10 protein-coding genes are annotated in these 12,222 nt (G+C 63.2%); 4 read left to right on the top strand and 6 right to left on the bottom strand.

Features of this window, described 5'->3' with window-relative positions:
• Window positions 1-62 precede the first annotated feature (62 nt).
• The 5 genes from EJ066_RS04525 to tkt all read right to left on the bottom strand — a co-directional run bounded on the left by EJ066_RS04525 (window position 63) and on the right by tkt (window position 7,953).
• Entirely contained in the window at window positions 63-1,088 is a 1,026-nt protein-coding gene (locus tag EJ066_RS04525) for a class I fructose-bisphosphate aldolase (protein WP_126035304.1), read from the bottom strand.
• 267 nt (window positions 1,089-1,355) lie between these two features.
• Entirely contained in the window at window positions 1,356-2,552 is a 1,197-nt protein-coding gene (locus tag EJ066_RS04520; RefSeq protein ID WP_126035302.1) for a phosphoglycerate kinase, read from the bottom strand.
• 109 nt (window positions 2,553-2,661) lie between these two features.
• On the bottom strand, window positions 2,662-4,551 hold the full coding sequence (locus EJ066_RS04515; RefSeq protein ID WP_126035300.1) for a potassium/proton antiporter: 1,890 nt from the start codon (window positions 4,549-4,551) through the stop codon (window positions 2,662-2,664).
• Between the two features lie 254 nt (window positions 4,552-4,805).
• On the bottom strand, window positions 4,806-5,816 hold the full coding sequence (gene gap, locus EJ066_RS04510; RefSeq protein ID WP_126035298.1) for a type I glyceraldehyde-3-phosphate dehydrogenase: 1,011 nt from the start codon (window positions 5,814-5,816) through the stop codon (window positions 4,806-4,808).
• Window positions 5,817-5,961: 145 nt separating this feature from the next.
• Window positions 5,962-7,953 (bottom strand): transketolase, encoded by a 1,992-nt coding sequence (gene tkt / locus EJ066_RS04505; protein WP_126035296.1) that lies wholly within the window; start codon window positions 7,951-7,953, stop codon window positions 5,962-5,964.
• Window positions 7,954-8,225: 272 nt separating this feature from the next.
• On the opposite strand from tkt, the gene EJ066_RS04500 reads away from it, so the two are divergent.
• The 4 genes from EJ066_RS04500 (at window position 8,226) to EJ066_RS04485 (ending at window position 10,901) form a co-directional block, all read left to right on the top strand.
• Window positions 8,226-8,498 carry a DUF4164 domain-containing protein gene (locus EJ066_RS04500; RefSeq protein WP_126035294.1) on the top strand — a complete coding sequence of 91 codons (273 nt, stop codon included), beginning with the start codon at window positions 8,226-8,228 and terminating at the stop codon, window positions 8,496-8,498.
• Between the two features lie 11 nt (window positions 8,499-8,509).
• Window positions 8,510-8,875 (top strand): cell division protein ZapA, encoded by a 366-nt coding sequence (locus tag EJ066_RS04495; RefSeq protein WP_126035292.1) that lies wholly within the window; start codon window positions 8,510-8,512, stop codon window positions 8,873-8,875.
• Between the two features lie 340 nt (window positions 8,876-9,215).
• Window positions 9,216-9,875 carry a peroxiredoxin gene (locus EJ066_RS04490; RefSeq protein WP_126035289.1) on the top strand — a complete coding sequence of 220 codons (660 nt, stop codon included), beginning with the start codon at window positions 9,216-9,218 and terminating at the stop codon, window positions 9,873-9,875.
• A gap of 153 nt (window positions 9,876-10,028) precedes the next feature.
• Window positions 10,029-10,901, top strand: coding sequence for an MBL fold metallo-hydrolase (locus EJ066_RS04485; RefSeq protein WP_126035287.1), 873 nt, complete (start codon window positions 10,029-10,031; stop codon window positions 10,899-10,901).
• A 295-nt stretch (window positions 10,902-11,196) separates the two neighbouring features.
• On the opposite strand, the gene rpoH is transcribed toward EJ066_RS04485, so the two are convergent.
• Complete coding sequence (gene rpoH, locus EJ066_RS04475; protein ID WP_126035283.1) at window positions 11,197-12,108, bottom strand: RNA polymerase sigma factor RpoH; 912 nt, start codon at window positions 12,106-12,108, stop codon at window positions 11,197-11,199.
• Window positions 12,109-12,222 lie beyond the last annotated feature (114 nt).

Below are 12,222 nucleotides of genomic sequence, written 5' to 3'. Positions count from 1 at the left end.
GGTATTTTGTAGCAGATGGAACCTGGGCCATATAGCCCAGGTTCGGACGAGGAAAAAACCGGTCAGGCGGCCTGTTCCAGTTCAGGCTGCCATTTTCCAAGCGCGGCCAGATGGTTCATGTGGGCGCGGTGGGCGAAGGCGGCCTGGGCGGCGGCGACGTTGGCGGCCTTGCCGCTCCATGCCTTCTGTGGCGCCGCCTGCAAGGCGCGGCCGTAGGAGAAGGTCAACTTCCACGGATGCGGGCCGATGGCGTTGATGGCGTTGAGGTTGGCGGTCGCTTCCTCGTCCGATTGTCCGCCGGAGAGAAAGGCGATGCCCCCCACCGCCGCCGGCACCGTCTCGCGGAACAGTTTTATGGTCTTTTCGGCGACCTCCTCGGGACTGCTGACCTTGCCCGACTTCCTGCCGGCGAGAACCATGTTCGGCTTCAGGATGGTGCCTTCGAGGACGACGCGCGCCGCGTAGAGCTCGGTGTAGAGTTTCGTCAGCGTTGCCTTGCTGATCTCGCAGCAGGTGCCGATGTCGTGGGCGCCGTCCATCAGCACCTCCGGCTCGACGATCGGCACGATGCCGGCCTCCTGGCAGAGCGCCGCATAGCGCGCCAGCGCATGGGCATTCGAGCCGATCGACGTGGCGGACGGCACGCCCTTGGCGATGTCGATGTCGATCACCGCACGCCATTTGGCGAAACGGGCGCCGAGCTTGTAGTAGTCGGCGAGGCGCTCGCGCAAGCCGTCGAGGCCCTCGGTGATCGTGTCGCCGGGGAACCCGGCCAATGGCTTGGCGCCGGCATCGACCTTGATGCCGGGGATGGCGCCGGTCGCCTTGATGATGTCGACCAGCGGCGTGCCGTCGGCGGCCTTCTGGTGGATGGTCTCGTCATAGAGGATGACGCCGGAAATGTATCGGGTCATCGCGTCGGTGGCGCGGAACATCATCTCGCGATAGTCGCGGCGGCTGTCGGCTGTCGATTCGACGCCGATCACGTCGAAACGCTTCTTGATGGTGCCGGAGCTTTCGTCGGCGGCCAAAAGGCCCTTGCCGTCAGCCACCATCGCGGCGGCAATGTCCTCGAGACGTTCGCTCATCGTGCTTCTCCTGGAACGGTTTGTCCGTATCCAGCAGACCACCAGAGCAAGGCAGGTTCAAGTCGAACCGTTCCGAGCGGAAAGCTCGAATCGATTGAAACGCGCAAACGCGCTCGTTCGCTTTAGAGATTGTTTCGAAATTCGCTCTGGCGAGTCATATGGTGGTGGTTTCGAGAACCGGAGCGCAGCGGACATTTGGTCCGTGAGCACCGGAAGCGCAGAAAACGCCATCAGATGACCGCCAGAGTAGAATTTCCAAACGGTCTCTCAGTGCTTCAGCACATCGACACCCGGCAGCGGTTTGCCCTCCATCCATTCCAGGAAGGCGCCGCCGGCGGTCGAGACATAGGTGAAGTCGTCGGCGACGCCAGCGTGGTTGAGGGCGGCCACCGTGTCGCCGCCGCCGGCCACCGAGATCAACTTGCCGGCCTTGGTGCGGGCCGCGGCGTGCTTGGCCGCCGCCACCGTCGCGTGGTCGAACGGCTCGATCTCGAAGGCGCCGAGCGGACCGTTCCAGACCAGCGTCGCGGCGCGGTCGATCCAGTCGGCAACGGCCTTCACGGTCTTTTCGCCGACATCGAGGATCATGCCGTCGGCCGGCACCTCGGCGATGGCCACGGTTTCGCTGGCGGCGCCGGCCTTGAATTCCCTGGCGACGACACCGTCGACCGGCAGGATGATGGCGCAGCCGGCTTCGGCCGCCTCGATCATGATTTGCTTGGCGGTCTCGGCGAGATCATGTTCGCACAGCGATTTTCCGACGTCGGTGCCGCGCGCGGCGAGGAAGGTGTTGGCCATGCCGCCGCCGATGACCAGCGCGTCGACCTTCTTCACCAGGTTCATCAGCAGGTCGATCTTGGTCGAGACCTTGGCGCCGCCGACGATGGCGACGACCGGGCGGACGGGGTTGCCGAGGCCCTTTTCCAGTGCGTCGAGCTCGGCCTGCATGGTGCGGCCGGCGAAGGCCGGCAGCAGGTGCGCAAGCCCCTCCGTCGACGAATGCGCGCGGTGGGCGGCGGAAAAGGCGTCGTTGACGAAAATGTCGCCATTGGCGGCGAGCTTTTCGGTGAAGGCCGGGTCGTTCTTCTCCTCGGCCTTGTAGAAGCGGGTGTTCTCGAGCAGCAGCACGTCGCCGTTGTCCATGGCGGCGACGGCGCTCGCGGCCTTGTCGCCGACGCAGTTCGGCGCAAAGCCGACAGGGCGGCCGAGCACGTCCGCGGTCGCCTTGGCGATCGGCTCGAGCGAGAATTCGGGCGACGGCCCGTCTTTTGGCCGGCCGAAATGGGCAAGCAGGATGACCTTGGCGCCCTTGCCGGAAAGCTCTGCGATGGTCGGCGCGATGCGCTCGATACGGGTGGCGTCGGTGACCTTGCCCTCAGTGACGGGAACGTTGAGGTCGACGCGCACCAGCAAGCGCTTGCCATCGATGTTGCCGATGTCGTCCAGTGTCTTGAAGCCGGCCATGCTGATCCCTTTCGCAAAAAACGCCGGGACCTTAACCCGCACCAACGACGATGCAAGACCTGCATTGGTGCTACGCGGAAAATATGACCACGGCCCGTGTCGTGAGCCGTCAGCCCTCGCCGGTCGACTTTTCCACCACTGGCTGTGGAGCCGGTTCCGTGTCCGCCGGCGTTTCGGCACTCTGCTTCTTGGTCCGCTTGCGCCAATTGCGCGCAAAGGCAACGATGCGGTCGGCGATCTCGCCGGCACTCAGGAACACCGGCACCCGTGCCACCGGCGCCGTCGGCTCGAGGGAAAGACCAAGGCCAGTAATTTTGCCCTTGTCGTCGACGTCGCGGACGATCAGCTCGATCGGGCCAAGCAGTACGCGGTCGGCATATTCGGCATGGCCGCCGAGCCGCTCCGTCACCAGGTCGCCGACGGTCAGCTTGCGTTCCTCCTCTGTCAGGCCCGGCGCGTAAGCTGCTTCCAGCTCCGCGGCGGAGCGCGCCGGATCGACGGCGAAGGCGCCGAAGAAGTCCGCATCTTCGGGATCGACCACGGCGCGGCTGGCGAACAGCTTGTCGAGCAGGCCTGGATAGCGGTCCGGCACGAAGATGTAGACATGGTCGCCGGCGGCGAGCCTGCCCATGTCCTGGAAGCGCATCGAGCGCCCGTCGCGCAGCACCAGCGAGGGCCGCGCCCAGCGCGGAATGCGCTCACCGCGCGCCACCGGGCTGCCAGGCGCTACGCGGTAGGCGAGAAGCTCGTGATGGGCGGAGCCCGGCAATTCGAGTTCGACCTTGTCCAGCGGGCCCAGGCGGGCAGGTACGATCAGGCCGAGGCGGCGCGCCAGCGGTCCGACGGTCCATCCCTGAACGATCAGCGATACCAACACGACAATGAAGGCAGTGTTGAAGATGAGGCGGCCGTTCTCAAGGCCGCCAAGCAGCGGCGTGATGGCGAGCAGGATCGACACGGCGCCACGCAGGCCCACCCATGAGACGAAGGCGACTTCCGGGCGCGGCAGACGGAACGGGACCAGGCAGAGCCAGACAGCGATTGGCCGCGCCACGAATATCAGGAACAGGCCCAGCAGCACCGCCGGCAGCAGGATCGCCGGAAATTGCGATGGCGTCGCGAACAGGCCGAGGATCAGGAACATGATGATCTGTGCCAGCCACGACATGCCGTCCTGGAAGCGCTTGAGGATGGTGACGGCGCGGATGTCGGAATTGCCTGATATCAGGCCGGCGAGATAGACCGCCAGAAAGCCCGAGCCGCCAATGGCGCCAGCGGCGGCGAACACCATCAGCGACAGCGTCAGCACGAAGATCGGCAGCAATCCGTGGTCGAGATTGAGCCGGTCGACGAGGCGCACGATGGCGAGGCCGCCGAAAATGCCGACGATGGCGCCAAGCCCCATGTTGAGAAGGAAGCCGAGGGCGAGGTCGGTGACCAGCATCCTGGCCTCGGGATTGGCGTTGATGGCGATGATCTCGACCAGGGTGATGGTCAGGAAGATGGCGATCGGGTCATTGGTGCCGGATTCCACTTCGAGCGTGGAACGCACGCGCTCGCGCAAATTGATCTCGCCGGCGCGCAACAGGAAGAACACCGCCGCTGCGTCGGTCGAGGCGACCGCGGCACCGAGCAGGAAGGATTCCAGCCAGCTGAGATCGAGCAGGTAATATGCGACGGCGCCGAACAGGCCAGTGGTCAAAAGGACGCCGATGGTCGCCAGCGACAGCGCCGGTCCGGCCGCCTGGCGCAAGGCGTTGAGCGGCGTGCCGAAACCGGAATCGAACAGGATGACTGCCAGTGCTAGTGAGCCGGCAAAATAAGCCAGCCGCGCATTGTCGAACTGGATGCCGAGGCCGTCGCTTCCCGTGGCCAGGCCGATGCAGAGGAACAATAGCAAGAGAGGGGCGCCGAAGCGGAAGGCGATCAGGCTCGAAAACGCGGCGGCAACGATCAGTGCGGCGCCGACCAGCGTCACGAGATAGATCGTATGCTCCATCCGCCAATTGCCCCCTCGAATTCGTCTGTCTCTCGCTTTACGGGAGAGTGAGGCGAAGACATGACCAGTGCAAGGCGGGAGGGTGATTTTTGCGCTATGCCGCTGATCTCTGGGCGGTTTGGCGCTCAAGGCGCGGTCTTGCCAACCAAAGTGTTAGAGCGTCCTTTGCGCGTCCAAAAGGACGCGCGGCGCTCTCATGAAAAACGCCCGGACAGAGCCGGGCGTTTTCAGGTCGCGAGAAGATGGTTCCGCGATCAGGCGATGGTCTTGCCGAAGGCGACGGCGGTGTCGCCCATGCGGTTGGAAAAACCCCATTCGTTGTCGTACCAGGACAGCACCGAAACGAAGTTGCCGTCCATGACCTTGGTCTGGTCGAGCGCCATGATCGAGGAATGCGGATCGTGGTTGAAGTCGATCGACACGTTCGGATGATGGGTGACGGCGAGAATGCCCTTCAGCTTGCCGTTGGAGGCGGCGATCACCGCCTCGTTGATCTCCTGCACCGTGGTCGCGCGCTTGGCGATGAACTTGAAATCGACGACCGAGACGTTCGGGGTCGGCACGCGGATGGAGATGCCGTCGAGCTTGCCCTTGAGGTCGGGCAGCACCAGGCCGATCGCCTTGGCCGCACCGGTCGAGGTCGGGATCTGCGACAGCGCCGCGGCGCGGGCGCGGTAGAGATCCTTGTGCATGGTGTCCAGCGTCGGCTGGTCGCCGGTGTAGGAGTGGATCGTCGTCATCATGCCCTTCTCGATGCCGACGGCCTCATGCAGAACGGCTGCCAGCGGTGCCAGGCAGTTGGTGGTGCAGGAGGCGTTGGAGATGACGACGTGGTCCTTGGTCAGCTTGTCGTGGTTGATGCCGTAGACGACGGTGAGGTCGGCGCCCTCGGCAGGCGCCGAGACGAGGACTCGCTTGGCGCCGGCAGTCAGGTGCGCGGCGGCCTTGTCGCGGGCGGTGAAGATGCCGGTGCATTCGAGCGCGATGTCGATGCCGAGTTCCTTCCACGGCAGCTGCGTCGGGTCCTTGATCGCGGTGACCTTGAACGTCTCCTTGCCGACGGTGATCTGGTCGCCGTCAACCGTCACTTCATGCGGGAAGCGGCCATGCACGCTGTCGTAGCGCAAGAGATGCGCATTGGTCTCGACCGGGCCGAGGTCGTTGACGGCGACGACATCGATATCCTTGCGGCCGGATTCGTGGATGGCGCGCAGGATGTTGCGGCCGATGCGGCCGAATCCGTTGATGGCAACTCTGACGGTCATGTGTCTCTCCCTGGGAGTTGGTGCCCGCAGTTTCATAGCGGCGGACACGAAAAGAATCCAGCCATCGGCGACTGGAGTTAAATCGATTAAGCCCGGACTAGCCCCGCGACATCATGTCCGCGGTTTCGCCGCCCGAGCAAAGGGTTCATTCGCCGTGCAGGCGGGCTTCCGCCGCCTTTACCGTCGCTTCGGCGGTGATGCCAAAATGCGGATAGAGCTGTTCGATCGTACCGGAGGCGCCAAAGCCGGTCATGCCGATGAAGATGCCGTCGGTGCCGATGAAATGATCCCAGCCCTGGCGGATGCCGGCTTCGACGGCGATCTTGACCGGCGCGTTGCCGATCGTCTTCTTGCGATAGTCGGCGCTCTGCTTGTCGAACAATTCGAAGCACGGCACAGAGACGACGCGGGTCGGATGACCGTGCTTCTCCAGCGCCTCGCGCGCCGCCAGCGCGATCTCGACCTCGGAGCCGGAAGCGAAGATCGTCACCGCCACATCGCCATTGGCGGCGGCCAGCTCATAGGCGCCCTGGCGGCTGAGGTTTTCCGCAACGAAGTCGTTGCGCACCATCGGCAGGTTCTGCCGGGTCAGCGCCAGCGTCGAAGGCGTCTTTTCCTGCTCGATGGCCAGCTGCCAGCATTCGGCGGTTTCGATCGCGTCGGCCGGGCGGAAGACATTGTGGTTCGGAATGGCGCGCAATGCGGCCAGATGCTCCACCGGCTGATGGGTCGGGCCGTCTTCGCCGAGACCAATGGAATCATGGGTCATGACGAAGATCGAGCGGATGCCCATCAGCGAGGCAAGCCGCATCGACGGACGGGCGTAGTCGGAAAAGCACATGAACGTGCCGCCATAGGCGATGACGCCGCCATGCAGCGTCAGTCCGTTGAGCGCGGCCGCCATGCCGTGCTCGCGGATGCCGTAATGGACGTAGCGCTGGCCGTAGTCGTCCGACGTGATGTTCTTGGTCTGGCTGGTCTTGGTGTTGTTGGAGCCGGTCAGGTCGGCCGAGCCGCCGACGGTTTCCGGCACCGCGCCGTTGATGATTTCGAGCGCCATTTCCGACGATTTGCGGGTGGCGACCTTCGGCTTGTCCTGGCTGAGCTTCTTCTTGTAGTCGGTGATGACGGCGTCGAAATTCGCCGGCAGCTCGCCAGCGATACGGCGTTCGAACTCAGCCTTCAAATTGGCGTCGGCCTCGGCCAGACGCCCCTCCCAGTCCGTGCGCGCCTTGACGCCGGTTTTGCCAGCGTCGCGCCAGGCATCGAGAATATCGGCAGGGACCTCGAACGGAGGATAGTCCCAGCCGAAGAATTTTCTCGCCCCGGCGATCTCCTCGGCGCCGAGCGGGGAACCGTGCGCCTTGTTGGTGCCGGCCTTGGTCGGCGCGCCGAAGCCGATGGTGGTCTTGCAGGCAATCATCGTCGGCTTGTCCGAATGGCGGGCAGCCTCGATGGCGTAGGCGATCGCTTCCGGATCCTGGCCGTCTATGTGGCTGGCGTTCCAGCCGGACGCCTGGAAGCGGGCGACCTGATCGGTATTGTCGGCCAGCGACACCGGGCCGTCGATCGAGATGTTGTTGTTGTCCCAGAAGACGATCAGCTTGTTCAGCTTGAGATGTCCCGCAAGTGCAATCGCTTCCTGGGAAACACCTTCCATCAGGCAGCCGTCACCGGCCAGCACATAGGTGTAATGGTCGACGAGGTCGTTGCCGAAGGCGGCGTTCATAATGCGCTCGCCGAGCGCGAAGCCGACCGAATTGGCCAGCCCCTGGCCGAGCGGGCCGGTCGTCGTCTCGATGCCGGCAGCATGGCCGTATTCGGGATGGCCCGCCGTCCTTGATCCCAACTGGCGGAAATGCTTGATCTGGTCGAGGTCGATGTCCTCGTAGCCGGTCAGATAGAGCAGCGAATAGAGCAGCATCGAGCCGTGGCCGGCCGACAGGATAAAACGGTCGCGATCGGGCCAGTGCGGGTGCTTCGGATCGTATTTCAGGAAACGCGTGAACAGCACCGTGGCGATGTCGGCGCAGCCCATGGGCAGGCCGGGGTGGCCGGACTGGGCCTTCTCGACGGCGTCCATGGAAAGAAAACGGATCGCGTTGGCCATCCGGTCATGTTGTTCACGCGAGGTCATGCTTCCTCCAGTGTGGGGGTTTGGGGCCTTGGGAGAGCCCTTGAAAAGGGTGCGCGACACATAGCAGGCGCGGCTTTTTAGTCAATAAACCGGCGCGCTTTTGCCGGTCTTGTGATGGCGCCTGAACGGGCTTGAAGGCCCTACATTAGCGTTAGCAGGGGACAGTCGCGAGAGCTTTGTTGACGTTGGCTTCACACGGCGCGTAATGTTTCACGAATAACGCGTTATGAACGTGGATGATTCGGTGATGGGCAGGGCGCAGGACGAAAGCCATGACCGGGGAGACGACACTCAGGGAAGTCATCGCCAGGCTGGGTAAGGCCATCGATGGGCTGGAAAATGCCGTCGCCGCCAAGCTCGAGCACGAGCGGGACTATACCGAAGCCGAGGCGGAGGTGCAGCGCATGAACGCCGACCGCTCGCGGCTGGCGCAGGAACTCGACAATTCCGAAGCGCGCGCCGAACGGCTGGAAGACGCCAACAAGGAAGTCTCGCGCCGGCTGGTGACCGCCATGGAAACCATCCGCGCCGTGTTGGACAGATAGGGGCTGGCCCAATGGCACAAGTCACGGTTTCCATCGACGGCAAGCAGTATCGCATGGCTTGCGACGAGGGCCAGGAAGAGCATCTGATCGACCTTGCCGAGCGCTTCGACCGCTATGTCTCGCATCTGAAGGATTCCTTCGGCGAGATCGGCGACCAGCGGCTGACCGTGATGGCCGGCATCATGGTCATGGACGAGCTTTCGGAACTGCAAAAACGCGTCAAAGGTATGGAAAGTGAAGTGCTGACACTGCGCAAGACGCGTGATGACGCGCTGACCAAGGCCGACAAGAACGATTCCGTGCTGACCAGTGCGCTTGGCGCGCTCGCCCAGCGCATGGAGGATCTGGCGACGACGCTGGCGGTGAACAAGGCCTGAGCGATCGCAATCTCATTAAGGTCTGTTGAGATTCAGCCGGCCTGCGAACGGCGGCTTCCTGCGCTTTCCGGTACTGGCGTACCTGAACAGAACGTTCCGTTCTGGCCTTCGCCGCCGTAGTGCCCCCACTTTGGACTCTTCGCATAGTGCTTTCCGAAAATTCTGAGGCCGATGCGATAGCGGCGTAATTCCTGCTCCATTTGCCAAGAAGAAACGAAAATATTTCGCGGCCGACGCCACCGTCGGCGGCAACAGGCGTTTGAAGGATGACGCCGGAGTGGTAGAAAGGCAAAAGCAGCGCCGGTCAATGCCGGCTGCAATCAAAGGGTAGGGACACGCCATGAGCCTTCGTATCAATGATATCGCGCCGGATTTCACGGCTGAAACCACGCAAGGGACGATCAGCTTCCACGAATGGATCGGTGACGGCTGGGCGGTGCTTTTCAGCCATCCGAAGAATTTCACGCCGGTCTGCACGACCGAGCTCGGCACGATGGCCGGGCTGGAAGGCGAGTTCAACAAGCGCAACGTCAAGATCATCGGCATTTCCGTCGATCCGGTCGAAAGCCACGGCAAATGGCAGGACGACATCAAGACGGCGACCGGCCATTCGGTGAAATATCCGCTGATCGGCGACAAGGACCTCAAGGTCGCCAAGCTTTACGAGATGCTGCCGGCCGGTGCCGGCGAAACCTCGGAAGGCCGCACGCCCGCCGACAATGCGACGGTGCGTTCGGTTTACGTCATCGGCCCTGACAAGAAGATCAAGCTGGTTCTCACCTATCCGATGACGACCGGCCGCAACTTCGATGAGATCCTGCGCGCGGTCGATTCCATGCAACTGACCGCAAAGCACCAGGTGGCGACGCCGGCGAACTGGAAGCAGGGCGAGGATGTCATCATCACCGCCGCGGTTTCCAACGAGGATGCGATCAAGCGTTTCGGCGCCTACGAGACGATCCTGCCCTACCTCAGGAAGACCAAGCAGCCCTCCGCCTGACCGGTAGGGTCAGTCACATAGGAGAATTTTCGGTTCTCGTGCCTGCGCGAGCATGCGGTGCTTGACGGTGCCGCATGAGCGGACGATCATGCTCTTCTTTCGTCACGGCAGAGAAAAACATTCCTGCCTCAATGCGAGTTGAGGAGCCCGGGATTGGACGCATCATCGGTCAAGCCGCAGGTCACAGGCTTTTACGACGCGCCGAGCGGGTCCATCCAATATGTGGTTGCCGATCCGCAGACGCGGCGATGCGCGATCATCGACCCGATCCTTGATTTCGACGAGAAGTCCGGCGCAACGGCAACGAAAAATGCCGACGCGGTGCTGGCCTTCATCGGGGAAAGCGGGTTCGAGGTCGAGTGGATCCTCGACACGCATCCCCATGCCGACCATTTCTCGGCGGCGCACCATCTCAGCGAAAGGACAGGAGCGCCCACGGCGATCGGAGAGAAGGTCGTCGACGTCCAGAAATTATGGAAGGTGATCTACAACTGGCCGGATTTTCCCGCTGACGGTTCGCAATGGGACAGGCTGTTCGCCGATGGCGAGAGCTTTTCGGTCGGCAACATTCCGGCGAGGGTGCTGTTTTCGCCTGGCCATACGCTGGCTTCGGTCACCTATGTGATCGGCGATGCGGCCTTCGTCCACGATACGCTGTTCATGCCGGACAGCGGCACGGCGAGAGCGGACTTTCCCGGCGGCAGTGCCGCGCGGCTCTGGCGCTCGATCCAGAATATCCTCGCGCTACCGGACGAGACCCGTCTTTTCGTCGGCCATGACTACCAGGCGGAAGGGCGCGAACCCTTGTGGGAGAGCACGGTCGCGGAACAGAAATCCAAAAACATCGATGTTGCCGCCTGCCGGACAGAGGCCGATTTCGTGGCGTTGCGCGAGGCGCGCGACAGGACGCTGCCGATGCCCAGGCTGATCCTGCACGCGCTGCAGGTCAACATGAATGGCGGGCGCCTGCCGGAGCCGGAATCCAACGGGCGAAGGTATCTGAAGTTCCCGCTTGATTGCCTTTGAGGGATCGTCAGCAGAAAGGCACTCCACGCCTTCCGAGAAGTCAGCGCCGCCCCTCATTGTCCTGCCGGACATTTCTCCCCGTATAGTGACGGGGAGAAAGACGCTTTCGCCGAAGATTTCGCCAACTCCCAGCGGTGTAGAAAGGGGCGCCAAGCTTGCGGCCAGCCCCTTCTCCCCGTTTACGGGGAGAAGATGCCGGCAGGCAGATGAGGGGCAGCGCCGACGCTGGTGGAGCCCGCAAAAAACGGCGGCGCCAGTTTCCTGACGCCGCCGTTTTTGTTTCTGCCGGAAGGCTTTACGCCGCCGGCTGCGCCTCGATGGTGCGCAGGGCCTGCATCTGGCGCTTGGCCGCGGCCTTGACCGCGTCCTGCACCTTCTCGAAGGCGCGCACCTCGATCTGGCGCACGCGCTCGCGGCTGATGTCGAACTCGGCCGACAGCTCTTCCAGCGTCAGCGGCTCATCGGCCAGGCGGCGCGCCTCGAAGATGCGCCGCTCGCGCTCGTTGAGCACGGCAAGAGCGCCGGACAGCATGCCGCGCCGGTTTTCCAGCTCGTCCTGCTCGATCAGCATCTCTTCCTGGCTTTCGTGGTCGTCGACCAGCCAGTCCTGCCATTCGCCGGACTCGCCTTCGCTCGCCCGGATCGGTGCGTTGAGCGAAGCATCGCCCGACAGGCGGCGGTTCATCGACACCACTTCGGCTTCGGAGACGTTCAGCCGGGTGGCGATCTCGGCGATCTGGTCGGGCTTCAAGTCGCCGTCATCGAGCGCCTGGATCTTGCCCTTCACCTTGCGCAGGTTGAAGAACAGGCGCTTCTGGTTGGCGGTCGTGCCCATCTTGACCAGGCTCCACGAGCGCAGGATGTACTCCTGGATCGAGGCCTTGATCCACCACATGGCGTAGGTGGCGAGCCGGAAGCCGCGCTCCGGTTCGAATTTCTTGACGGCCTGCATCAGGCCGACATTGCCTTCCGAGATCACCTCGCCGATCGGCAGGCCGTAGCCGCGATAGCCCATGGCGATCTTGGCGACGAGCCGAAGGTGGCTGGTGACGAGCTTGTGCGCGGCCGTGGTGTCCTCATGCTCGGCGTAACGCTTGGCGAGCATGTACTCTTCCTGCGGCTGAAGCATCGGAAAGCGGCGGATTTCTTCCAGGTAGCGGCTGAGGCCGCCTTCGCCGGAAACGATACTGGGTAATGACTGGGCCATGATAGCGCCCCCTCTCTCTTGGAGTGGTGCCCCCGAAACGCGGCGGGCATATGACGCGAACGCCAAAAGGCTCGTCCGCGACAACCGGTTTATATAGGAACAAAACCAGAAAGG

The sequence above is a fragment of the Mesorhizobium sp. M9A.F.Ca.ET.002.03.1.2 genome, from assembly GCF_003952365.1.
GTDB lineage: Bacteria > Pseudomonadota > Alphaproteobacteria > Rhizobiales > Rhizobiaceae > Mesorhizobium.
This window is presented reverse-complemented; position numbering and strand designations above follow the sequence as displayed.

Coding starts and splice junctions, on each gene's coding strand:
- gap (WP_126035298.1), bottom strand. CDS start 5,816: ATGACCGTCAGAGTTGCCATCAACGGATTCGGCCGCATCGGCCGCAAC.
- EJ066_RS04495 (WP_126035292.1), top strand. CDS start 8,510: ATGGCACAAGTCACGGTTTCCATCGACGGCAAGCAGTATCGCATGGCT.
- tkt (WP_126035296.1), bottom strand. CDS start 7,953: ATGACCTCGCGTGAACAACATGACCGGATGGCCAACGCGATCCGTTTT.
- EJ066_RS04500 (WP_126035294.1), top strand. CDS start 8,226: ATGACCGGGGAGACGACACTCAGGGAAGTCATCGCCAGGCTGGGTAAG.
- EJ066_RS04515 (WP_126035300.1), bottom strand. CDS start 4,551: ATGGAGCATACGATCTATCTCGTGACGCTGGTCGGCGCCGCACTGATC.
- EJ066_RS04490 (WP_126035289.1), top strand. CDS start 9,216: ATGAGCCTTCGTATCAATGATATCGCGCCGGATTTCACGGCTGAAACC.
- rpoH (WP_126035283.1), bottom strand. CDS start 12,108: ATGGCCCAGTCATTACCCAGTATCGTTTCCGGCGAAGGCGGCCTCAGC.
- EJ066_RS04525 (WP_126035304.1), bottom strand. CDS start 1,088: ATGAGCGAACGTCTCGAGGACATTGCCGCCGCGATGGTGGCTGACGGC.
- EJ066_RS04520 (WP_126035302.1), bottom strand. CDS start 2,552: ATGGCCGGCTTCAAGACACTGGACGACATCGGCAACATCGATGGCAAG.